The 25,234-nt window shown below is 30.6% G+C and carries 20 protein-coding genes and 1 CRISPR repeat array; of the genes, 3 read left to right on the forward strand and 17 right to left on the reverse strand.

Annotated elements, in window-relative coordinates; genetic code table 11:
• Positions 1-192 precede the first annotated feature (192 nt).
• On the forward strand, positions 193-702 hold the full coding sequence (locus tag ACZ5B9_RS08300) for a DUF1439 domain-containing protein (RefSeq protein WP_021743886.1): 510 nt from the start codon (positions 193-195) through the stop codon (positions 700-702).
• Between the two features lie 16 nt (positions 703-718).
• On the opposite strand, the gene ACZ5B9_RS08305 is transcribed toward ACZ5B9_RS08300, so the two are convergent.
• From ACZ5B9_RS08305 to ACZ5B9_RS08340, 8 genes are all read right to left on the reverse strand, one after another.
• Complete coding sequence (locus ACZ5B9_RS08305; RefSeq protein ID WP_006803784.1) at positions 719-1,066, reverse strand: inorganic diphosphatase; 348 nt, start codon at positions 1,064-1,066, stop codon at positions 719-721.
• A 59-nt stretch (positions 1,067-1,125) separates the two neighbouring features.
• Entirely contained in the window at positions 1,126-1,473 is a 348-nt protein-coding gene (locus ACZ5B9_RS08310; RefSeq protein ID WP_464422179.1) for an AzlD domain-containing protein, read from the reverse strand.
• A gap of 38 nt (positions 1,474-1,511) precedes the next feature.
• Positions 1,512-2,222 carry an AzlC family ABC transporter permease gene (locus ACZ5B9_RS08315; protein WP_464422180.1) on the reverse strand — a complete coding sequence of 237 codons (711 nt, stop codon included), beginning with the start codon at positions 2,220-2,222 and terminating at the stop codon, positions 1,512-1,514.
• 100 nt (positions 2,223-2,322) lie between these two features.
• Positions 2,323-5,463, reverse strand: a complete 3,141-nt coding sequence (polA, locus tag ACZ5B9_RS08320; RefSeq protein ID WP_464422181.1) for a DNA polymerase I — start codon at positions 5,461-5,463, stop codon at positions 2,323-2,325.
• Between the two features lie 311 nt (positions 5,464-5,774).
• Positions 5,775-6,212, reverse strand: coding sequence for a hypothetical protein (locus ACZ5B9_RS08325; protein ID WP_021743260.1), 438 nt, complete (start codon positions 6,210-6,212; stop codon positions 5,775-5,777).
• A 134-nt stretch (positions 6,213-6,346) separates the two neighbouring features.
• Positions 6,347-6,991, reverse strand: a complete 645-nt coding sequence (locus tag ACZ5B9_RS08330; RefSeq protein WP_315288608.1) for an HIRAN domain-containing protein — start codon at positions 6,989-6,991, stop codon at positions 6,347-6,349.
• A 105-nt stretch (positions 6,992-7,096) separates the two neighbouring features.
• A complete protein-coding gene (locus tag ACZ5B9_RS08335) occupies positions 7,097-8,077 on the reverse strand; it encodes an NAD(P)-dependent oxidoreductase (protein WP_464422182.1) in 981 nt (326 codons plus the stop codon).
• 102 nt (positions 8,078-8,179) lie between these two features.
• Positions 8,180-8,908 carry an HAD family hydrolase gene (locus ACZ5B9_RS08340; RefSeq protein ID WP_021769026.1) on the reverse strand — a complete coding sequence of 243 codons (729 nt, stop codon included), beginning with the start codon at positions 8,906-8,908 and terminating at the stop codon, positions 8,180-8,182.
• Between the two features lie 262 nt (positions 8,909-9,170).
• Here ACZ5B9_RS08340 and malQ point away from each other — a divergent pair, with 262 nt between their 5' ends.
• On the forward strand, positions 9,171-10,661 hold the full coding sequence (gene malQ / locus ACZ5B9_RS08345; RefSeq protein ID WP_464422183.1) for a 4-alpha-glucanotransferase: 1,491 nt from the start codon (positions 9,171-9,173) through the stop codon (positions 10,659-10,661).
• Positions 10,662-10,800: 139 nt separating this feature from the next.
• Positions 10,801-12,259: a CRISPR direct-repeat array (repeat unit 37 nt; unit sequence GTTTCAATCCTTGTTTTAATGGATACTCTACTTTAAC).
• Between the two features lie 525 nt (positions 12,260-12,784).
• On the opposite strand, the gene purN is transcribed toward malQ, so the two are convergent.
• The 9 genes from purN to ACZ5B9_RS08390 form a co-directional block, all read right to left on the reverse strand.
• Positions 12,785-13,408 carry a phosphoribosylglycinamide formyltransferase gene (gene purN / locus ACZ5B9_RS08350; RefSeq protein WP_464422184.1) on the reverse strand — a complete coding sequence of 208 codons (624 nt, stop codon included), beginning with the start codon at positions 13,406-13,408 and terminating at the stop codon, positions 12,785-12,787.
• Positions 13,396-14,394, reverse strand: coding sequence for a phosphoribosylformylglycinamidine cyclo-ligase (purM, locus tag ACZ5B9_RS08355; protein WP_464422185.1), 999 nt, complete (start codon positions 14,392-14,394; stop codon positions 13,396-13,398). Before purM ends, purN begins: the two co-directional genes overlap by 13 nt.
• 35 nt (positions 14,395-14,429) lie before the next feature.
• A complete protein-coding gene (gene purF, locus ACZ5B9_RS08360; RefSeq protein ID WP_464422186.1) occupies positions 14,430-15,881 on the reverse strand; it encodes an amidophosphoribosyltransferase in 1,452 nt (483 codons plus the stop codon).
• A gap of 147 nt (positions 15,882-16,028) precedes the next feature.
• Positions 16,029-16,745: a phosphoribosylaminoimidazolesuccinocarboxamide synthase gene (gene purC, locus ACZ5B9_RS08365; RefSeq protein WP_464422187.1), complete on the reverse strand. Its 717-nt coding sequence runs from the start codon at positions 16,743-16,745 to the stop codon at positions 16,029-16,031.
• A gap of 25 nt (positions 16,746-16,770) precedes the next feature.
• Positions 16,771-17,499 (reverse strand): hypothetical protein, encoded by a 729-nt coding sequence (locus ACZ5B9_RS08370; RefSeq protein ID WP_464422188.1) that lies wholly within the window; start codon positions 17,497-17,499, stop codon positions 16,771-16,773.
• A gap of 11 nt (positions 17,500-17,510) precedes the next feature.
• Complete coding sequence (gene purE, locus ACZ5B9_RS08375; protein WP_464422189.1) at positions 17,511-17,990, reverse strand: 5-(carboxyamino)imidazole ribonucleotide mutase; 480 nt, start codon at positions 17,988-17,990, stop codon at positions 17,511-17,513.
• A gap of 79 nt (positions 17,991-18,069) precedes the next feature.
• The gene (locus ACZ5B9_RS08380) at positions 18,070-19,185 is read right to left on the reverse strand and encodes a hypothetical protein (protein WP_464422190.1); all 1,116 of its coding nucleotides are present in this window, start codon (positions 19,183-19,185) and stop codon (positions 18,070-18,072) included.
• 193 nt (positions 19,186-19,378) lie between these two features.
• The gene (locus ACZ5B9_RS08385; RefSeq protein WP_464422191.1) at positions 19,379-23,185 is read right to left on the reverse strand and encodes a phosphoribosylformylglycinamidine synthase; all 3,807 of its coding nucleotides are present in this window, start codon (positions 23,183-23,185) and stop codon (positions 19,379-19,381) included.
• Between the two features lie 713 nt (positions 23,186-23,898).
• Entirely contained in the window at positions 23,899-24,567 is a 669-nt protein-coding gene (locus ACZ5B9_RS08390; RefSeq protein WP_464422192.1) for a DNA-3-methyladenine glycosylase, read from the reverse strand.
• Between the two features lie 337 nt (positions 24,568-24,904).
• Here ACZ5B9_RS08390 and hpf point away from each other — a divergent pair, with 337 nt between their 5' ends.
• Positions 24,905-25,225, forward strand: coding sequence for a ribosome hibernation-promoting factor, HPF/YfiA family (gene hpf, locus ACZ5B9_RS08395; protein ID WP_006803647.1), 321 nt, complete (start codon positions 24,905-24,907; stop codon positions 25,223-25,225).
• Positions 25,226-25,234: the final 9 nt, after the last annotated feature.

Consider the following 25,234-nt stretch of genomic DNA (forward strand, 5'->3'; position numbering starts at 1 on the left):
TCAATAAAAAAATTTTATTTTATTATCTAACTCATTCCTTTTCTTCTATTTAGCCCTCTTCAAAGACTATTAAATATTTTTTCAAAATCTTTTTAAATAATTAAGTGATATAGTTACTTGATTTTGGAAATAATATTTACAAATCTAACAAAAATTCCAAAACAGAACATAATTTAAAAAGGAGTTATAACTATGAAATTATTTAAATTTTTATTTTTTTCAGTTATTGTATTAATTGCAGGCTTAGGTTACTACATTTACACTCAAAATCAGTTAAAAATTCCAGATTCTATGGTAAAAAGTGCTGTTGCTTCGAAATTTCCAATAGAAAAATCCTATCCTCTTGGAAAAATTAAACTATTTAATCCAAAAGTACATTTTGAGAATGATAAGTTAATTATTGAAGCAGAATACCTAAATGATGCATTAAATGATCAGATTAGCGGAACAATGACCTTTGCAACTGACATTCGTTATGATCCAATGAAATCAAATCTTTATCTCGAGGACTTCCAAATTGTAAGACTTACAAAAGAAAATAAAGAAATTGATCTTGATAAAAAACCTATTATCAGAACAGGGTTAAATTATGCTTTTAGTCAGCTTGAAAAAAAAGAAATTTTGAATTTATCAGGAGTTGAAAAATTTCAAATGATAAAGGATATAAAAATTGAAAATAATAAATTGACAGTTGTTAAATAAAAAATAATTTTAATTATTATTCAGTTAAAATTTTATGTTTGAAAAAACGTTCCTGAAATTCAACCAGTACTTCCATTTGGGAAACTGTATAATTTTTCCCATCTGGAATTACTATAAGTTTATTCTCTTCATCATCATACCTATACACAATAGCTCTACATATTCCACAAAATTCATCAACAGGTTCAAAAACTCCCAAAATATACACATCTATTTCTTCTCCATCTTCACTAATAGTATTTGGAATATATCCATAATTTACTGGATATATAAAATTATATTTAGGATGTCTTTCTCCCATTTTTCTATCCATCTTTACATGTATTTTTTGTCCTAAAAATTTTTTATAATTATCTAAACTCATAAAAATCCTTTTTAAATATCAATTTTAATCTATATTTCTTTAAAATTTTCTGTTTTTGTTTAAAAACTTCCTTTTAACATTCCTAAAAAATATATCACTACAATAGAAACAATTATTATTATTCCCAGATTTGTCTTCCTAAAAGTTAAATATGCCACGATTGCCATTCCGATCAAAACTCTTATTATGTCAAAATTTGTACTTCCAGTAGAAGTGAAAATATCTGGAAATACTAATACTGTCAGTACTGTATAAGGAAGTGCTTCAAAGAACTTATTAACTTTTAGGTTGTTTTCTGGAATTTTTACAAATATTGGCAATGTCCTCAGTATTACCGTCATGATTATGAGTGTCATCAAAATCATTGTTAAAATCCCTAAATTTTCGTTATAATTCAATCTTATCACTTCCTTTCCCTTTATTAATTTAATCGTTTTCCTGCTTTTCAGGATTTTCTATAATAAAGCTGTGCATATATAAAACTTGCCAAAAACATCGTTAAAATCATAACCCATCCTGAACTTACCTTATTTAAAATAGGCAAAAATGAAAATACCATTTTTATAATAAGTGCCAGCAAAACAATTCTTATATATTTAAAATTTTGGCTTAAAGCCATTATTAACATACTGAAAAATATTGAATAAAGCACAAAATTCATACTAGTCATAAGTGATTCTGGCAATTTTTCACCAAATATCGCTCCAAAAATTGTACCAAAACAGTAGCAAAAATATGGAATTGTATTTACTCCGATCATATACCAGGCATTTGTTGCCTTTTTCAATATCAGATATGTTACCGTTTCATCCGTAAGTCCCACGCCTACCAGAAACTTCTGAAAAATAGGAGTTTTTTCACCAAGCTGTCTAAAAATAACAATATTTAACAATAAATATCTTAAATTGATAAGAATAATAGATAAAATCACTTCAACTGGAGGCGACTTCATCACATAAAGTATCTTTAACAGTAATGAATGAGCCCCTCCTGCATACATTCCAAACGATGTAAGCCCAATCATTGGCAAAATTTGGGAAAAACTTTTGGCTGAAATCAGTCCGATTGCAACTCCAAAGGGAATATAGGCAATTCCGATTCCAGTACCGTCTTTTAATCCCTTTAAATAATTTTCCAGTTTTCTTATTTGTGACATTTTTTGTTCTGATTCCTTCCTTATATAGTATTATTCTAACAATTTCAAAACAATTAGTCAAATATATAATATATATTTCTATCATATATAAAATATATGATTATTTTAATAATCCCCAATTTTTAGCCACACTTCCATTAGCTTTTAACGGAACTTTCTTAAATTTAACAGTATTTTCCATAATATTTTCAATTTTTTTCATATATTCCTCAGCAAATTCGTCACGAACTTCAAAAATCAGTTCATCGTGAACTTGAAGAAGCATTTTTATATTTTCATCATTTTTAAATTCCTCATGAAGTTCAATCATAACTTTTTTTATAATATTTGCCGCTGTTCCCTGAACGACAGTATTTACCGCCATTCTTACAGCCTGTGCCTGTATGTTCTTATTTGTAGCATTAATTCCGCTAATATATCTTCTCGTACCATAAAAAGTTTCTACAAAACCATGAAGTTTAGCCGTTTCTGTCACAATATCCAAAAATTTTCTAACTCTAGGATATTCCTCAAAATATGTCGTAATATATTGAGAAGCCTCCTGAACTGTAATTCCCAGTTCCTTTGACAATCCAAACGGAGTTTTTCCATACAGAATACTAAAATTAATTACTTTTGCAATACTTCTCTCATGCCGTGAAATCTCATCTTCTTCTGTTTTGAAAAATATCTTTCTTGCCGTCAAGTTATGCAAATCCTGATTATCCTGATATGCCTGCACTAAATGCCTATCTTTTGACAGTTCAGCCAAAACTCTCAATTCAATTTGTGAATAATCAAATGAAATCAAGCTATGCCCTCCCTTTGCGACAAAACCAGTACGAATCCTTATTCCATCATCTGTTCTCACAGGAATATTTTGTAAATTTGGATTTGCTGACGAAAGCCGTCCAGTAGATGTCCCATTTTGGTTAAAAGTCGTATGAATCCTGTCATCTTTATCCGCCAGTTTTGGAATTGGCTCAATGTATGTTGACAATAATTTCTTATAAGCCCTGTATTCTAGCAACTTTTTCCCAATCATCCGTTTTTCTTCCGTGAGTTCCGTATTGCTAGCAATCATTTCCAGAACTTCCACATTTGTTGAATATCCAGTTTTTGTCTTTTTACCTGATGGAATCTGTAATTTTTCAAACAAAACTTCCCCTAATTGTTGTGGCGAATCAATATTAAATTCCCCATCAGCAAGTTTATAAATATCACTTTGAAGCATATTTATCTTTTCTTCCAGTTCATTCTGAAATTCACTGAAATATTTTTTATCAATTTTTATTCCAGTTTCTTCCATTTGTGCCAATACTGGTATTAATCGACTTTCCAGCTTGTCAAATATATTTAGAAACTGCTCATTTTGCAATCTGTTTCTAAAAATTGTTTCCAATTTATAAATAAAAAATGTCCTCTTTGATAAAAACTCACAAATCACATCATCAGAAACATCGCTAAAATCCTTCTTTCTTCGTTCCTTTTTAAATTGCTCCTCAAAAGTTGCAATCTCAACACCAAACTCATCCAGAATTATTTCTTCAATTTCCTGCAAACTTTCCGTCCCAAGTACATATCTTGCAAGCAAAATATCAAAGTATTCAGTACATTTTATTCCAAACCTGTCATTATTTATCCCATAAGTTTTGCCTCCAACAGAATATCCAAAATACTCACTTTCCCCACTTTTCATATACTCTTTCACATTATAGGCAATAATTTCTTTCCCACTCAATAATTTATAAATATTCTCAATATTTTTTTTATTATCTTTTTGCTCATTAGCATTATCACTTAAACTAAACAAATTAATCTGTACTCCAGCCTCTGAATTTTTTTGATTTCCATTTTGCAAAATATCCTGAAGTTCACTGTCCAAAAGCACAATATTCGTTTTTTCATCACAAATGGAAATTCCAAGCATATTCTCAAAAATAGCCACTTTTTTATCCATTTTCTCAATCACGGAATAAGCATCACTCCAGCTCACAACTTTTCCATAATTTTTCTCAAAATACACTTTTTCATCTTTAATTTTCTTAGTTTTTTCAGTTTTCTGATTTTCTAACGCAATCTCTTCTGCCCTTTTCTTCTGAGCCTCATATTCTATTGCCAATTTTTCTTTTAAAACCTGAATTTCATCAATTTTTTTGTCTATTTCTGAATTATGTTCGTACTCTACATGCTCATAAAAATGTGAAATTCCATCAAAAATCGGATTTTCCTTATTATACTCCAATTCCTGCTTTTCAACTTTTTCTCTTTCAAGTCTCTCTTTTTCCAATTTTTCTTCATTAATTTTTTTATTTTTTTCTAAAATTTGCTTTTCTTCTTCAGTAAGTTCTTTTTGCTTTCCATTTTGCAAAAATCTTTCCTTTTCTTCCTCCACAGCTTTAGAAAATCTTTTAAAATCAAGCTCCTCATAAAGTTTTAAAAGACTGTCAAAATCCTTTTCCTCAAATTTCAATTTAGTTTTATCGTATTCAACATCAAGTTCTCGCTTCACAGTTGCAAGTTCACGGCTTATAAAGGCATTTTCCTTGTCAGTCAGTAATTTTTCCTTCTGTTTTCCCTTTATCTCATCAATATTTTCATAAATTCCTTCCAAATTTCCATAAGTCGTAATAAGTTTTACCCCATTTTTAGGACCAATCCCAGTAACTCCTGGAATCCCATCCGATTTATCCCCCATAAGCCCAAACAAATCAGGAATCTTATCAGGCGTAACTCCCAAATATTCAACTACATCTTCATCAGTCTTTATATGTTTAAATGCAGAATTTTTATCCCCTTTGCCAAGTAAGGCAATGTTAATTTTCCCATCTACAAGCTGTGCCAAATCCTTATCCCCAGTTATTACAAAAACCTCAATCTGCTCATCTTCATCATTAGAAAATTTAGTGGCAAAAGTGGCAATAACATCATCCGCTTCCTGCCCAGCCTTCTTATATTTCGGAATTCTATACCCATCTAACACCTTCATAATAGTATCAATCTGCATAACCAATTCTTCAGGCATACTTTCCCTATGTGCTTTATATGTTTCCAGCTCCCCAGTTCTATCTAGTTCACTCCTTTTAACATCTAGACAAGCCACTAAATAATCAGGTTTAAACTCTCTAATCACGCTTTCCAGCGTATTAATAAACCCAAATGTCGCTCCAGTAGACATTCCGTTACTATTTCTCATTCCCATTAGTGCAAAATGGCTTCTATACATAATCGCACTCGTATCCAATATAACCGCTCTTTTCAACTTAATTATTCCTCTTTTCTTTATTTAAATTTTAACAATATTTATATTTATATATTTTACCATTTTTTACATTTTTTCTCAAATTTAATATTCATTCAATCCTTTTATATTATTCCTATTTAAATGGAAAATAGTATAATACGATAATTATAATTTTAATAAAAAAATAACCTCTAATCCTAGATAAAATTTAGGAAAAAAGAGATTATTTTTACTTTTATATAATTTTACTTACAAAAATTTTCCAAAGTTCAAAAATGTTTTTATATTTTTGATATATTTTAGAATTTTCAAAATTCTAATTTGCTAAATTAGGCTTCCTGTGTTGCATATCCGCCTTCGATTGCCACTTCCTTTACTTTTTCCTTCTTCTGTTTTATTTTTAGTGAAAAAGTTCCAGTTCCAGCCTGATTTCCGTATTCTTCAATATAATCAACTACAAATACGTTTGTCATGTCGATTTTTCTTACCATCTGTCCTGCTGAAATTATTTCAAGGCTGGCTTGTCTATAAGCGTCGCTTGCTTCTGATGGTACTAACGACCATTGTGCTACTTTTCTTGTGTCGTCTTCCGTATCTCCATTTGCTGCTGCCAGTATTTTTCCACGAATTTCCAAGATTACTCCCAAGTCTGTTGCTCTCGCATTTGAATCATCAGGCGTTTCAGAAATGTATTTTACATCCAGAATGCTTTCCTTATCAAGTAAAATTTCATTTTCCTGCCCTTTTACACTCAATCTGAATCCCATAATTATTCCCCCTGTTTTATTTTTGACAATTAAATAATAGTACTATTTTTTAAATTAATTTAATTTTAATTATCTGATATTATTTTACCTCAAAAATATTTATTTGTCAATATTAATTTTTAATTTTTTATTAATCAATCTACAAGGTAAATTTTAAGAGCTATCTCCTCATCATAAGGAATCGGCACTGCAATAAACTTTTTCCCAGCATCAATCATTCTTGCGATAATTTCACTTTGATTCTTTGGCAAATATCCTACTTTTTCCTTATTGGAATTAAATACAGCCACTGCATTTAGGGAAATGCCGTTAAATTCACGGAATAAATCCAATTGAACTTCATCTTTAATTTTAATTGCAAAATTTCTGATATATTTAGCCCCTTCCAAATAAGTATCCAGTAAAAATAGACGTTTTGATTTTTTTGTATATTTATCAATTAATGTTTTGGCATATTCAAACATCATTTCCTTGCCAAGCCTAATTTTTTCCTCACGTCCGTTATTTTTCTGAATAACAAGCACTCCATTCCCAAAATTGAATTCATTTATCATATAATTTCGCTGATTTTTCAAAAGTTCAAAATAGTCCATCATTTCTTCAAAAATCATAATTTCCTTTTGATTAATCTGAAAAGAGCCTTTTTTTAGCTCAACTGATGTATTTTCAATGTATGAATAATAAAATCTTCCATCTGGAAAAATTTCAATTTCATAATTTCCACCATAATAAAGTCCATCAAACTCAAGTTTTATACCACTAAAATTATTTATCAGCATTATCATTCACCTCTCTCGCATTCCTAGTAAAATTTTTTGTAAAAAGCATTTTTTAAAATATTAGTCTAGTACAGAATTTTCTGTAATATTTTTGAAAAATTTTCCTTATTTTAAGCCTTCCAGCTTTCCTTCGAGAAACAATTTTAAATTTTTCTCAACATCGTCCATCAGCTTTATCATGCTTTTTTCAGATTTCCAAGCAATATGAGGTGTAATTAAAATATTATCCAGCTCAAATAATTTAGAATTTTTTTCAATTGGCTCAACACTTGTAACATCAACAGCCGCTGATTTTATTATTTTATTTTTCAATGCAAAATACAAATCTTCCTGATTTATTACAGGTCCTCTTGCAAGATTCAAAATTACCGCACTTTTCTTCATCTTTTTCATTTTTTCAAGATTTATAAGATTCCGTGTCGAATCAGTCAGCGGGACATGAAGCGTTAAAATATCACATTTTTCCAGCACTTCGTCCAATTCATACCGTAAAATTCCATCTTCTCCAATTGCAGTTTCACTTTTGCCATATTCTTTTCCAGTATTTTTAGCAACTATAACTTTCATTCCAAGCGTTTCAGCAATCTTTCCAACTCTTTTCCCAATATTTCCAAATCCCACAATTCCCAAAATCTTCCCAGCCGCATCATCTATAGGATATTTCTGATATTCAGGAACAGCAATATTTATCCATTTTCCTTCCTTAACTTCCTCAAAATACCTATTAACAGGTGTCAATTCATTCAATAAAAAAGTAATCGCAAGCTGTGCCACAGAATTAGTCGAATACCCCGAAACATTCGCTACTTTTATTCCAAACTCATTTGCGCTTTTCACATCAATATGATTAAATCCTGTCGCTGTAACAAGTATCAATTTAAGTTTTTCAGCCTTCTCAAATTGCTTTTTCCCCAATCTTATCCGGGTCGTTATTACAACATCCACATCCTTTATTCTTTCGTCAATTTCGCTAGAATCAGTATCTTCATACTCAATGTATTTACCGTATTTAGAAAATTTTTCTTTCAAATCAATAGGCCCTGCCGTAATTCTGTCTAAATAAACTATCTTTAAATTTTTATCCATAATTATCATCTTTCTTTAGTTAATTTAATTTTTACATATTTATAAAAAGTTATTTTATCAAATTATATTTTTGATTGAAAAATATATTCGTTTAATGTCAATTTATATAATATCCACATCCGCTTTTAATTTATAGATAACATCTTTTCTTTCTACAACAATCATAACTTTTTCTTTCAATTCCTTATCTCGTTTTATTTTCTGCAATAATTTTTTAGCAGGATTTATGGCAATGGCGTTCCCTACGTTTTTAAACATTGTCAGATCGCCTGTTGTATCTCCGTAAGCATACGATTTTGTCAAATCTATTTCGTACATTTTACAAAAATCTGCTATTGCCTTCTGTTTACTCTTGGCATCCCACATTGGAGTTACTTTCCCCGTGAAAATACCATCTTCATTAACTTCATAAATAGAAGCCCTGTAATCTTTGACTCCATATCTTTCAGCCATTTTGCTTACAAGAAAGTCTGGACTTCCAGAAATAATTATAACTTTATGATCTCTTTCCTTATGATATTTAAGCCTTTCACGTGTATATCTGTAAACTTTGTCCCCTTTTAGTTTCATTACCCTTTTAGCAATAAAATCCATATCTTCCTTGCTAAAATTCTTTAATGCATCCATATAAGTCTGAACAAGCTCATCTAGATAATCATCGTAATCCCCAGTTCTGTTTTCCCACTTGGAAAATTTTTCCTTAACTTTCCCTTCCCAAGTCATCATGTCAATATATTCATACTGTACAAGCATCTTAAAATGCTCAATCAGTAAAGAATCCCTGTAAATTGTTCCATCTATATCAAAAAATGCCGCTACATTTTTTTTCATCTGCGTTCCCCCTTATTTTGATTTTAATATTTTTTTATTGTTATATTTTACCCTATTTTTCTCACAAATTCAAATAAAATAGGAAAGAAAAACTGTATAACCGAAAAATAATCAAACTTTGATAAAAATTATATAAAAATATTTCTTAAAAATTTTTGTTTCAGAACATTTACGTATATGTTGACAATTCAAATAAAATATAGTATATTTAGTATGAGAAATCAAATTAATTTTATTAATAAATTTTAAGGAGGATATAGAAATGTTTGAGAGAAGTTCTGGAATTTTGTTACATCCTACTTCACTTCCTGGAAAATATGGAATTGGAAGTTTAGGAAAAGAAGCATACAAATTTGTAGATTTCCTGAAAAAAGCAAATCAAAAATTATGGCAAATTTTCCCGCTTGGACCAACTGGGTATGGGGATTCGCCTTATCAATGCTTTTCAACATTCGCTGGAAACCCATATTTAATTGATTTTGACTTGTTAATCGAGCAAAATTTATTGACTGAGGAAGATTTTAGAGATGTTGATTTTGGAGGAAATGAAGAATATATTGATTATGGTGCTATTTATAATCAAAAATATCCTTTGTTAAGAAAAGCTTATTATAACTTTAAAGCTAATGGAAATGATTATTTAAGAGGAAAATTAGATGCTTTTAAAGCTGAAAATAATGCTTGGCTAAATGATTACAGCCTGTTTATCTCTTTAAAAAATCACTTCAATGGACTTCCTTGGACTGAATGGCCGCATGACATTAAAGTTAGAGAAGAAGCTGCCATTAATAAATATAGAGAAGAATTAGCTGATGATATTGAATACAACAACTTTATTCAATGCCTGTTCTTTACTCAATGGGACAACTTGAAAAAATACGCTAACGACAATGGAATCAAAATAATCGGAGATATTCCAATTTTCGTTGCAGTAGACAGCTCAGACGCATGGGCAAATCCAGAAATTTTCCTATTCGATCCTGAACTAAAACCTGTTAAAGTAGCTGGTGTTCCGCCTGATTATTTCAGTGCTACAGGACAGCTTTGGGGAAATCCTCTATACGACTGGGACAAATTAAAAGAGTTAAACTACAAATGGTGGGTAGACAGAGTTAGAGCCAACCTTTCTACGTGCGACATCATAAGAATTGATCACTTCAGAGGGTTTGAAGCATACTGGGCAGTTCCTTATGGAGACGATACTGCAATAAACGGTCAATGGGTAAAAGGACCTGGAATTGATTTATTTAACAAAATAAAAGAAGAACTAGGAGATTTACCAATTATTGCAGAAGATTTAGGATTAATGACACAAGGAGTTATTGATTTAAGAGATGCAACTGGATTCCCAGGAATGAAAATTTTAGGTTTCGCATTTGATTCTAACGAAGAAAATGAATATTTGCCTCATACTTATACAAAAAACTGCGTAGTTTATACAGGAACTCATGATAACGATACGCTAATCGGATGGTTCACAAAAGCAAAAGAAGAAGATAAACAAGTTGCAAGAGATTATCTAAATTCACACTCTGACGACGAAATCCACTGGGATGCCCTAAGAGGTGCGTGGAGTTCAGTTGCAAACATGGCAATCGCTCCAATTCAAGATTTCTTAGGATTAGGAAGCGAAGCTAGAATCAATACCCCTGGAATTGCTAGCGGAAACTGGCAATGGAGATTAAAAGACGGCGTATTGACAGACGAATTGGCAGAAAGAATTTCTAAATTAACAAAAATTTACTCAAGATAATTCGAAAACTTTTTTGAAATTATACACTTTATAATAAATAAAATAGAGAGAATATACAAAATTTGTATTGACTCTCTATTTTTTTTGCTTTTTTTCTCATATTTGACAATAATCAAAAAAACAACCTTATAAAAAAGTTGTTTTCACCCTTATTTTAATGGATACTCTACTTTAACAGATCTCGAAGAACAAGAAGTAAGAAATGAGCTTGAAAAGGTTTCAATCCTTGTTTTAATGGATACTCTACTTTAATTTTTAGAGAAAGACTACTTAATGAAGGATATACTGAGTTTCAATCCTTGTTTTAATGGATACTCTACTTTAACGGACTACTTCGTTAAAGTAGTCCCTAACCCAGGGGGCAAGTTTCAATCCTTGTTTTAATGGATACTCTACTTTAACAGTTGCTGTAATGGTATATGCAGCAACTAGATAAATAAGTTTCAATCCTTGTTTTAATGGATACTCTACTTTAACTTTCCATGGTGTGAAAGACCGTTTTCTAATGAAGAAAGGTTTCAATCCTTGTTTTAATGGATACTCTACTTTAACAATCGAGTTAAGAGACGGTGCCGTGTACTGGTTAAACGGTTTCAATCCTTGTTTTAATGGATACTCTACTTTAACTTAAGTTAACTTCATTTAATTTCAATTCTTCTCTTGTTTCAATCCTTGTTTTAATGGATACTCTACTTTAACGATTTAAAAGGAACTATCTTTGTATAATTAAAGGTCTAATGTTTCAATCCTTGTTTTAATGGATACTCTACTTTAACGAGTTGACAGAAATGTTAGAACAGCTTACATCTAGAGAAGGTTTCAATCCTTGTTTTAATGGATACTCTACTTTAACCACTAGCACCATTAGTAGCATCATAAATTTCTCCCATTAAGTTTCAATCCTTGTTTTAATGGATACTCTACTTTAACATTCCATTAATTCTAACGTATGTTGGGAATCTACCCATTGTTTCAATCCTTGTTTTAATGGATACTCTACTTTAACCTTAAAAAAACTGCACTTAGAGCTCCCACTGCAGCAGTTTCAATCCTTGTTTTAATGGATACTCTACTTTAACCAGTTTGTACCCATACCGTCATAGAAGTACGGTATGGTTTCAATCCTTGTTTTAATGGATACTCTACTTTAACTCTCTCATAACAGGAATTAAACGACCAGATTCCACTGTATGTTTCAATCCTTGTTTTAATGGATACTCTACTTTAACGTTAAAGACGAACTTGTATCTCTATGGGGTCACGAAAAGTTTCAATCCTTGTTTTAATGGATACTCTACTTTAACAGCTTGGGGATCTGTATTATTAGTGGTCTTTGCAATGGGAGGTTTCAATCCTTGTTTTAATGGATACTCTACTTTAACCTTCATAATAAGCTGGATCGTAAAAATATCCATTTGTTTCAATCCTTGTTTTAATGGATACTCTACTTTAACTAAAAGAGGTGTAGATATTCAATTTCTGTACCTTGGTTTCAATCCTTGTTTTAATGGATACTCTACTTTAACTCAGCTATAACTTCGTCATTAGGACAATCTGTAACGTTTCAATCCTTGTTTTAATGGATACTCTACTTTAACCCGTCTTTTTGAGAAAATCCTTTATTTATTAGTGTTACAGAGATTTTTTCAGATATTAAAATCACATTTTTTTGCTTAATTTTTATCATTTTTTGCTGTTTTTTTAGCATTTTCCGTAACTCCTAATACTCATTTTTATTGACTTTGAGTGGATTTTTCTCCTCATTTTTCATTTCTTATAGTGGTAGGAATTTTTTCTACAGTCTTATTTTACCATATTTTTCTGATTTTTCAAAATTTTTTTTGATTTTTTGTATAAGTAACTTCTAGTTCCTATCAGTTGAGTAATGAATTTGTTGTGAATCTTAAGCAAGGGGGCAAGCCCCTTGTTATTAAAAATATTTTTATGTTTAAACAAAATTTAGTACTGCACTTTTAATTTTTATTTCTTTTCATTTTTATCCTTTAATTTTTTCTGAATAAACTTTACCATCAAAAAACCAGTTAATCCTCCGGCAATCATCACAACAACTACTAGTATTCCCTCTAAATCCATATTTAACTCATTCCTTTACTTTTCAAAATTTATTGTCCCAGCAATTTCTTAATCCCTTCAATTAACAAAATATGCTCTTTTTCCAGAACCCTTTTTTGTAAAATTTCAGGTGTATCATTCTCATAAACAGGAACTTTCACATTTGTTATAATTTCGCCTGTGTCGATTCCATTGTCTACAAAATGGATTGTGCAGCCACTTTCTTTTTCCTTGTTTGCGATTATGGCTTCGTGAACTTTTATTCCATACATTCCTTTTCCACCGTATTTTGGGAGAAGCGATGGATGAATATTTATAATTTTACGATTCCATTTGTTTATGAAATTTTCTGATAAAATTGATAGATAACCTGCAAGTACAACATAGTCTGTTTTTTCAATATCATTTTCTAAAATTGCACTTATTTCGTCCGATAATTTATTTCCAAATAGTTTTTTATCTAGCATTATGCTTTTTATTCCATGTTTTTCAGCTCTTTCCAGTCCAAAGCATTCCCTGTCGGCAATTACGTAGGAAATTTCACAGTTTAAATTACCATTTTCAATGTTGTCAATAATTGACTGCAAATTTGAGCCTGAGCCTGATATAAACACTGCTATTCGTGTTTTTTTATTTTTTGGATTATCTTTTGAATTTTCAATTATTTTAGACATATTTTTTCATCACCTTTCCCAATATGTCCAATTTCATAAGCATTTTCGCCATTTTTTTGTAAAATTTCAATTACTTTTTCCTTATCTTTTGCGTCTACAATCAATACAAATCCTACACCCATATTAAATGTTCCCCACATTTCCTCTTCGCTTACTCTTGAAAATGCGTCGTGCTTGAATAACTCGTGAATTTGAATTTTTGATTTTTGTATATTTGCACAAAGTCCATCAGGTATTGTTCTTGGCACATTTTCGATTAGTCCTCCACCAGTAATATGAGCCATTCCATTAATTTTTACTTCCTTCATTACAGCCTGAACTGGTTTCACATAAATTTTTGTTGGAGTCAATAAATGCTCTCCAATTATTTTTCCATTGTAAACTTCAGTAAAATCAGTAAATAATTTTCTAATTAATGAAAAACCGTTACTGTGTGCTCCGCTTGATGGAATTGCAATTAAAACATCATTTTCCTTAACATCTGAGCCATTGACAATTTGATCCTCTTCTACTGCACCTACTGCAAATCCTGCAATATCGTATTCACCTGGAGTATAAAATCCTGGCATTTCAGCTGTTTCTCCACCAATTAAGGCAGCTTCTGACTGTAAGCATCCTTCCACAACTCCGCTTACAATTTCAGCCGACACATTTGAGTCTAATTTCCCGCAAGCCAAGTAATCTAGGAAAAATAACGGTTTCGCTCCGTGACACAGAATATCATTTATGCACATTGCCACACAGTCTATTCCAACTGTGTTGTAAATTCCTGTTTCAAATGCAACTTTTAATTTTGTCCCAACTCCGTCAGTTCCAGAAACCAGCACAGGCTTTTTATAATCTCCAAGTTTATACAATGCTCCAAAACTTCCCAAATCATTCATAACATTGGCATTATACGTACTTTTTGCACCATTTTTTATTTTTTCTACACTTTTATATCCTTCTTCTTTATCTACTCCCGAATCTTTATAAGAAATTGACATTTTTTCCTCCTATTTTTATACAAAGTCTTTAATTTTTATTTTTCTAATTTTTTCAAAGCCTCTTTTTGAATTGGTGTCAACGAATCATAAAACTCTTCTTCATAATCGCCCAATCCCGCTGGATAATCTCCATTAAAACATTCCATGCAAAGCCCTGTGTAAGGTGCATCAAAATCAAGCCCTATGGAGTCAATCAGCCCATTTATGCTAAGAAATGCAAGAGAATCTGCTCCTATGTACTCTCTTACCTCCTCAACCGTTTTATTTGCCGAAATTAATTCTGATGAATTTGAAACATCTATTCCATAAAAAATGGGAAACTTAAATTCTGGAGAGGCGATACGGACATGCACTTCCTTTGCTCCCGCCTCTTTTAAGAGCTGAACTATACGGCTTGAAGTTGTGCCACGAACTATCGAATCATCTATCATAACTACAACTTTGTCTTTTACAATGCTTTTTACAGCTGATAATTTCATTCTGACACCTTGTTCACGTAATTCCTGAGTCGGCTGAATAAAAGTACGTGCTACATATTGATTTTTAATTAATCCCATTTCATAAGGCTTTCCGATTTCCTCTGCATATCCACTTGCTGCTGACAATGATGAATTTGGAACTCCAATTATAATATCTGCATGTTCAACTGGGGCTTCCTGTGCCAATCTTCTTCCACATCTTTTACGTGACTTATGAACATTTACTCCAGAAATATCCGAATCAGGACGCGCAAAATACACATATTCCATTGCCGCAATGGCAGTTGAAGTATTTTCAGTATATTTTTCTATTCTGCATCCGTTTTCATTAATAATAACTACTTCTCCAGATCTTATATTTCTAATAAATTCTGCTCCAACAATTTCCAATGCACATGTTTCGCTTGCCAAAATATATGCTCCATTCTTTGTTTTCCCTAAAATTAAAGGACGGAATTCAAATGGATCTACTGCCCCATACAATTCTGTCTGAGTTTGAATTACGAAAGAAAATCCACCTTTTACTTGACGCAATGCATCTTTTAACTGGCTCAGAAAATCTTTTTCCTTGCTTCTTCTTATCAAGTGAACCAATACTTCTGTATCAGATGAAGAATGAAAAATTGCACCGTGTTCTTCTAGCTCTCTTTTTAACGTCCTTGCATTAATCAAATTTCCATTGTGTGCCAAAGCAATGCTTCCATCAAAAAATTGAAATAAAAATGGCTGAATATTACGTTCACTGCTACTCCCAGAAGTTGCATACCGCACATGCCCTATGGCACTATTCCCTTCCAGACGGTTAAATATTCTGTCATCATTAAATACTTCTGACACTAATCCAGGCCCACGATGTCCATTTACACGTTTTCCGTCACTTACTACAATTCCTGCCGCTTCCTGCCCTCTATGCTGAAGACTATGAAGCCCGTAATAAGTAAGTCTTGCCGCATCAGGGTGTCCATAGACTCCAAATACTCCACATTCCTCATTCAAACTCTTAATCATTTGTAATTTTCCTCCATTTTTATTATAAACTATTCTAAATTTATAATTTTATTGATATTTTTACTATAAAAAAATTATCTCCCGTTTATCTGATAACAAGTATTCGAGACTTTCTTACTAATGTATGCTTTAAAATTCCTAAAAAATTTATTTCAACACTTCTTCCAAACGACGTAAAACTTCACGATATGCTCCCATTACATCTCCTAAATCCTGTCTAAATCTATCCTTATCCAATTTTTTAAGTGTATCCTTATCCCATAATCTCATTGAATCTGGACTTATTTCATCTGCCAGCAAAATATTCCCATCCTTATCTCTTCCAAACTCAATTTTATAATCCACCAAAATTAAGTTCATTTTATCAAACAATTTTGAAAGCAAGTCATTTATTAAAAAAGTTTGCTCCTTAATCCCAGCCAATTCCTCTTCAGTTACCAATTCCAGTGCCAAAGCGTGATCATCATTCAATAAAGGATCTCCTAAATCATCATTTTTATACGACAGCTCAAATGTAGGTCTTTTAAAAATTTTTCCTTCTTCAGCTCCATATCTTTTCACAAAACTTCCAGTCGCCCTATTTCTAATAATTACTTCCAAAGGCACAATTTCCACCTTTTTACAAAGTTGTTCCCTTTCGTTCAAAGTTTCAATCCAATGAGTTTTCACGCCATTTTTTATCAAATATCCATAAATCAATGTAGAAATTTTATTATTTAAAATCCCTTTATCTTCCAATTGATCCTTTTTAACTCCATTAAAAGCTGTTGCATCATCCTTAAAATACATAATTATTTCATCCGCTTTATCTGTTGAAAAAATTGATTTTGCTTTTCCTTCGTAAATTTGTTCTCTTTTTTCCATTTTTTATTTCCTCCATTTATATTTTTTATTTTATCAAAAAACCTTGAACTATTTCAATAACTGCCAAAGCTACCCCTATAGCTGCAAAAATTTTATTCCAATTCTCACTTCTTTTATCTTCTTTCTCTTTTTCCTTCTCCCGTTTTCTTTCTAACTGATAAGATGTCACATCTCTAATAAGGGATATTATTTTCTCCAGTTCAGTAAACTGCTCATCAATATTATATTCTTCCATAACTTCATGCAGTTCTGTTGAAGCGCTTCTTACTTCACGGATAGGATATCTGTAATACATTTTTGCATAAAACAATGTAATTTCCTGTATTATTTTTTCTATTTTCTTTAATCCTTCTTCAGAATAATCTCCATACAGCTTTTCAAAATCTAATGAAGCTACTTTTATTTGAAAATATTTTACAATTTCACTATAATAATATATTATAGCTTCTCCTACTATTCTTAAATTTTCTCTACGGATTTTATCATCTTCACTATTTATTTCAATTTCTTCAGGAAATTTTTTATTAACTTTGATAGCAGTGTATTTTCCTTCACTCATTTTAAAGAAGTAGTAATAGTAATTTTTATCTTTTTCAAAATTACTGTAACTTATGTTATCTCTTAAATTTCCTTTCAAAGTATCTTTTCCGCAAACCTTATTCTCTTCGTTTATATATTTCTTTTTAAATTCATTTAACTCTTCCTGAGTCAAAAATATTTCTTTTTTATAAAGTTCATAAATTTTATTATTCATAAGTATCTTTTTTAAAATTCTACCTTTTCTTCATTTTCCTTAATAAACTTAGCTTTCATCTCTTTTCTGAAATTAATCAGTTTTTCCTTAATTTCAGGATATTTTAGCGCTAAAATCTGCACAGCCAGCATCCCTGCATTATACGAATTATCAATTCCAACCGTTGCCACAGGAATAGACTTTGGCATCTGTACAATTGAATAAAGTGCATCAAGTCCTCCAATCGCTCCATTTAAAGGTACGCCTACAACTGGAAGAATTGTCTTTGAAGCAATAACTCCTGGTAAATGTGCCGCAAGCCCTGCTCCAGCGATAATCACTTCAGCCCCTCTTTTTTCCACATCTGCAAGAACTTCCTCCAATTTTTCAGGAACCCTGTGAGCCGACAAGACATAAGCCTCGTACCCAATCCCAAATTCCTTCAGGCAGTTTGCTGCACCTCTCATTTTTTCAGTATCTGACTGACTTCCAAAAAATATTGCTACTTTCATTTTTTAATTCTCCCTTCATTTCTTCTTTATTTATTTTTACTTATCTATATAAAAATCAGCTTTATTTTTATTTGAATCACTATCTGCTTCTTGCAAGTTGTTTTCTTATAACTTGTTCTATTTCCTGATTTCTTTTCATAAGAAGTATTCCAATTGGATTTATATCTGTATATTTCTTATTTTCCATATCAGACATTATTTGATTAATTAATTCTAAATTTGCTTTATTTTCTTTTTTAGCCAAAAGATAGATTTCTTTGTTTATTATTGTTTTGGAGTTTATAAATTCATACTCCTTATTTTCCATCGCATCTGATAATTTTTTTATTTCTGATTGAATTTTTTTCAAATCTTGTAAATATTTTTCCCTGTCTTTTTCTTCAACTGGAACTTCAAATACCTCTTCTGTATTATAAATTTCATTCCAATCGTACAATTTATAGTAAAATATATCAATCAGTAAACTTTCTTTAAACAAATCACCTATTGGTGTATTATTTCCATATTGCTGATTTGCATAAAAAACAGCCGTTTTTTTTAGTAAATATTTTAATTTAAAAATAAATATTTTGTTTAATTCCCTATATTTTTCCTTACGTTGTTTAATACTTTCTAAATATTCAGAATTTAAAGTTTTTCCCTTTGCAAAATTGTCCTTTTTATAATCTCCTGATTGATAATAATTTTCCAAGTTATCTGCTTTCGACTTCCAAATTTTTAACGATTCAATCCAATTTCCCGTTAATTTACCAAACAATTTATCATTTTTATTTTCCTTTTCCAGCACTTGAATTACACTGTCAAAATCTGAAAAATTTTTTTCTGATGCCATTTTCAAAAAGTCATTTATTTGCTTTTCATCAGGTTTTACAAAATTATTATTATCATCTAAAAATATCTTTTTGTAATCATAAAAAAAATCTTTTTCATAAAAATACAAAATTATTTTAGTAACATTGTTATCATAATTAGGCATGTTTTCAGCAATTTCTCTGAATTCTTCCTTCCAATTCTTAGGTATATGTTCAAAATCCAGCATTTCATCAAGTGAGATTTCACGTAGAACATCCTGATTACTCACATTTTCAACCTTTTTATTTTGAGTATTTGTCGACTTTTCTTCTTTCTTTTGGCAATTTGATAAAACTAACGACAGTAAAATAGCTAAAAACAGAAATTTATTTATTTTTTTCACACCAAACTTCCTTTACAAAAAATTAAAATTATTTAAGTTATACTCGAACCCATTTAAAATTAAACTATTAAAAATTAGACATTAGGGTTTGAGTAAATAGTCATAGCCTTTGAGTTCTGTTTTAAAACAGTTTTACTATGCAAAGATAGAATCAATATTAATTCAAGATTCTATCCCATAACATAATTTTTTTCTATTTAAAAAATTTTATTCCATTTCTAAAGATATTCTGCTCTTTATTCCCACAAATATTTTTGTAAACATTCTTGCCTTTTCTTTCAGAATGTCCCATTTTCCCAAAAATTCTACCATTATGAGCAAGCATTCCTTCAATTGCATAATATGAGCCGTTTGGATTAAATTGGGAATCCATTGTTGAGTTTCCATCTAAACCAACGTACTTTGTTGCAATTTGATTATTTTCAAATAATTTTTTATATTGTTCTTCTGTAATAATTATTCTTCCTTCGCCGTGAGAAATGGCAACAGAGTGAATATCTCCCTCTTTCATATCAGAAAGCCAAGGCGAGTTGTTTGTAATAATTTTTGTCTGCACGATTTTTGACATATGTTTGTCAATTGTGTTAAAAGTCAATGTTGGTGAAGTTTCGTTCAATTCACGGATTTCTCCATAAGGAAGTAATCCCGATTTTATCAATGCTTGGAAACCGTTACAAATTCCTAAGATTAGTCCATCTCTCTTTAGTAAATTTTCCACAGCTTCTTTTACTTTTTTATTTTTTAGAACAGCAACCATGAATTTAGCAGAACCATCTGGCTCATCTCCTGCACTAAATCCTCCAGGGAGCATTAAAATCTGTGAATTATTAATTTCTTTAACAAAATTATCAATCGAATTTAAAATATTGTTATGTGACAAGTTGTTAAATACTCCTATTTTAGCAAATCCTCCCTCACGGTTAAATGCTCTTTCCAAGTCATATTCTGAATTTGTTCCTGGAAATACTGGGATAAATACTCTCGGTTTTGAATAAGTATTTGAAATGTTGCTAATTATATTTTCATGTTCAATTTTTTTCAATTTTTCATATTTTAAGCCTTCACAATGTGCAATTTCATGCTCTTTTGCCACTTCTTTTCTCGTTGGGAAGATTTTTTCAAGTTTGCTTTCCCAATTTCCAATTAACTCATCTAATTCAAAAGTTATTCCATTTATACTAATTTTGGCTTCATCAGTCACTTTTCCGAGCAACATCGCATTTTTATGCTCAATATTTTCAGCAGTTTCCACAATAAATGCTCCGTAATTTACTTTAAACCAGTCATTTTCATCAACTTGTGCCGAAATATCCACACCCAGTTTATTTCCAAATGTCATTTTTGCAATACTTTCTGCTATTCCACCATTTTTCACAGCCATAGCAGATACAATTTTTTTATTTTTTATATTTTCAGTTATAAAGTCAAAGTTTTCCTTTAATTCATCAAGTTTTGGTAAATCATTTTCATCATTTGGCGTTGTAATTAAGTACACATTGTTTCCAGCCTTTTTAAATTCACTAGAAATTACATTTTCGGCATCTGTAACGCTTACTGCAAATGATACCAATGTTGGCGGTACAGAAATTTCGTTAAATGTTCCACTCATTGAGTCCTTTCCACCAATTGACGGCAATCCAAAAGCTTTTTGAATGTGCAATGCTCCTAATAATGCTGATAATGGTTTACCCCATTTTTTAGAATCCTGTCCCAGTCTTTCAAAATATTCCTGGAATGTAAATCTGATGTTTTTGTAGTTTCCTCCACCAGCAACAACTTTTGCCATTGACTCAATCACAGCGTAAGCACCACCGTGAAATGTGCTTTGTTTTGCAACATAAGGATTGTATCCATATCCAACCATTGAGGCGACATCTGTTTCCGCATTAATTACTGACACTTTCTGTACCGAAACTTCCGCAGGAGTCAACTGATATTTTCCACCAAATGGCATCAATACAGTAGTTGCTCCAATTGTTGAATCAAAAGTTTCAACCAATCCTCTTTGTGAAGCTACATTCAAGTCTTTCAGGTTATTTATAAATTTGCTTCTAAAATCATTTCCTTCAATTTCTCTGTTCAAGTTTAGTTTTGGCGTATTTTCAATTGTAATATTGATATTTGAGGCTGCTCCGTTTGTATTTAAGAAATCTCTTGAAATATCTACAATCGCTTTTCCATTGTATTTCATAACAAGCCTGTTAGAATCATTAATTTCGGCTACTTGATACGCTTCCAGGTTTTCCTCATTTGCAAATTCTATAAATTTATCCAAGTTTTGTTTTTCAATAACAACTGCCATTCTCTCCTGCGATTCTGAAATAGCAAGTTCCGTACCATTTAGCCCAATATATTTCACTCTTACCTTATTCAAGTCAATTTCAAGCCCATCAGCAAGCTCTCCAATCGCAACTGAAACTCCTCCAGCTCCAAAGTCATTACATTTCTTAATTAATTTTGTAACATTTCTATTTCTGAAAAGTCTTTGAATTTTTCTTTCAACAATTGCATTTCCTTTTTGCACTTCGGCACTTGATTTTTCAGAAGATTCAGTTGTATGCTCCTTAGATGAGCCAGTTGCTCCTCCAATTCCGTCTCTTCCAGTTCTTCCACCAAGTAAAATTACAATATCCCCATTTTCAGGCTTTTCACGAATAATATTTTCAGCAGGTGCCGCTCCCACAACTAATCCCAATTCCATTCTTTTAGCCTTATATCCTTCATCGTAAATTTCATTCACGTGAGTTGTTGCAAGCCCAATCTGATTTCCGTAAGAAGAGAATCCGTGTGCAGCTACTTGTGTAATAACCTTTTGTGGCAATTTCCCAGCCATTGTATCCTCAATTTTTTCAGTTGGATCAGCAGAACCGCTAATTCTTACAGCCTGATAAACATAAGTTCTTCCAGATAACGGATCACGGATTGCTCCACCAATACAAGTAGAAGCTCCTCCAAACGGCTCAATTTCTGTTGGATGGTTATGAGTTTCATTCTTAAACTGCAAAATCCATTTTTCAGTAACTGTATTCTTTTTCCCATTTTCATTAATTCTTTCAATTGGCACATCAATATAAATCGAACACGCATTTATCTCATCCGAAACTTCCAAATCTGGCAAGTTCCCATTTTTTCTCTGCTCTTTTCCAAAAATTGTAGCAAGATCCATAAGTGTCATAGGTTTTTTAGAAATTCTGTCAGCATGAACGTACTCCCTGCTTTCCAAGTAATCATTAATAGCCTTTTCAATAACATTTTTATAAGTTTCATTTTCAATTTTTATATCATCAATAATTGTTTCAAAAGTTGTGTGTCGGCAGTGATCGCTCCAGTAAGTGTCCAGCACTCGAATTTCAGTTTCTGTAGGATTTCTTTTTTCCTCATTTTTAAAATATTCCTGAATAAACAGCAAGTCATTCACAGTCATCGCCAGTTCCAATTCATTTTTAAGACTTTCAATTTCCTCTTTTGTTTTTTCAGTAAATCCTTCATAAACTATAACATCATCCGTATTTTCAGTTTCAACATTTTCACTTAGAACATTTAAATCTTTTTCCCTCGCCTCAACCTCATTTATATAATATTTTTTTATTCTCGCAAGTTCATCAGGAGAAATTTTTCCGTATAAAATTATCAATTTCCCGCTTTTTACGTTAATATTATTATCTTCGTCAATCAATAAATTTATACATTGAATTGCAGAATCCGCCCTCTGATCATATTGCCCCGGCAAAAACTCCATTGAAAAATACACATTTTCTGAATCTTTTTCCTTAAACACTTCATCGAATGATCTAAAAACATTGTCAACATTTATTTCTGAAAATACAGTTCTTTCCAATTTTTCCAAATCATTTTCACCCAAGTTAAACACATCATAAATATTCAAGACTCTTACATCAACAAGCCCATCTATCCCGATGTTTTCCTTCAAGTCACTAAACAAATTCTGTGCTTCCACTCTAAAATCTTCTTTTTTTTCCACAAAGATTCTATAATTCATTTTTTTCTCTCCTTCTTTCTGCTATATTTTTTATTTATATTAATTAATTGAAACCCATATTATTTTTTATTAAGTAATTATTTTTATAAAACAATCCTAAACAGTTGCCATCTCCTTTAAAAATTAGACTTATCTAAGTATTTTTTGACATTTAATCATAATAGTTTATTTGACTAAAATAAATACCAAGCAACATTTCGTTAGAAGAAAAAGAATTGTTTGAGCTTTTGCAAAACATTTTAAAAAAATCTATTTTTTGATATTAAAATAATTTATTCCCAAAAGCGAGTTTTCTTTTTCTTTTATTAAGAAAGTTTTGCGTAAAGTGGGATTGCATAAGTATGGCGTATGATACCTCTGCATAAAAAAGATTGTTATAAATAATAAATAAAATAACTATTATTAATCAAAGCAATATAAAAAAACAAAAAAAATCTAAGTAAACAAAATTCACCTAGATTTCTGACATAAATTTATATATTTAATTTTTTTACATTTTATACATAACAAAGCAGACAATTTTACAATTTGTCCTGTAAAAAATATCTTGATTGCTCTTCTGACAAAAAAATTTTTTTTCATCTTTCCTCCACAACAAATTTAACTTTACAAACAATAATAAATACTTCACTTAAAATTTTGATATTTTTCGTAAAATCTTCCACTTAATAAAAGTATAACAAAATTTTACTATTTTTTCAATACCTAAAAAATTATTTCCAGCAATTATCATTAAATTCAGATTTTTTCCTTCTTGAAACATATTTATTCCCTGCCACAAAATATCGTAATTGCTTTTCTGTCCAAACTCCTTTATTTGGAATTCCTATTCTTGCCGAAATTTCAATTTTCTTTGGAATTTTACTATTTTCAAAATCAACATAAAGTAGATTTTCATTCATATTTTCACTATTATAAATCAATTCTTGCGTTATTTTATGAAAATTTTTAGTAATTTCAAAAATATTACTCTTATTAAATTTGTCACTAATTCCCATAGCCTTTGTCAATTTTCCCGGACCATTGCTAACTAGAATCCCAGATTTTCCTCTATTTTCAACCATTCTTTCAACATTAATCACTGGCTCAATTCCCCTAATCAGTACTGCCTGCGGATTTCCTTCTTCACAGCTGACAATATTAAGCATTTTATGCGTATGCATTGTATAAATATAAACTGTGCCAGCTTTTCCGAATAAAGCCTCAACCTTTGGAGTTCTTTTGCCTTCAAATCCGTGACAAGCCCTGTCAACTGATCCCAAATAAGCCTCTGTTTCCACAATATATCCACCTAATATTTCATCATCCTTTTTCACAAGTATCAATTTCCCAAGTAAATCTTTTGCAAGCGAAATTGTATCCTGCTTAAAAAACTTTATCATTTTTTCACCTTATATTTCCATTTTATAAATCAATAATTTACATTATATATAATTTATTGAATAATTTCAAATTCAATAAACACTAATTTAAATTTTTATATTATATACTTAATCTTTTTAATATTAAAATATAGATTAAAAAATTTGAAATTACATAACATTGTAATTACTTTATAAATCTTATTATATGCCAGTTTATCTAATACAATTTAATAAATAACAGATGTTTTTTTAATCATTTATTATAAAGAATTTTTAATTATTTTATTTCGGCTATTGACATTTAGGATTTTCAAGGTACAATATTATTGACATAGATGAAAGGATGTGATGATTTATGAAAATCATTATTAGCGGAAAACAACTTAAAATTACAGATGCAATTAAAAATTATACTGAAGAAAAAGTAAGCAAAATTTCTAAGTATTCAGATGCTATCACAGAAATCGATGTTGTTCTAACAGTCGAAGATACCAAGTCTGAAGGTCCTGTTCACAAAGCTGATGGATTAGTTTATGCAAGTGGTACAAAAATAAAAATAGAAGCTGAAAATAAAGACTTATACGCAGCGATTGACGACTTATCTGACAGACTGGAAAGACAAGTTAGAAAATATAAAGAAAAACAAAAAGATTATAATAAAAAAGGTTCTCGTTAATTATAATTT

Source organism: Leptotrichia sp. SK-5, assembly GCF_055387215.1.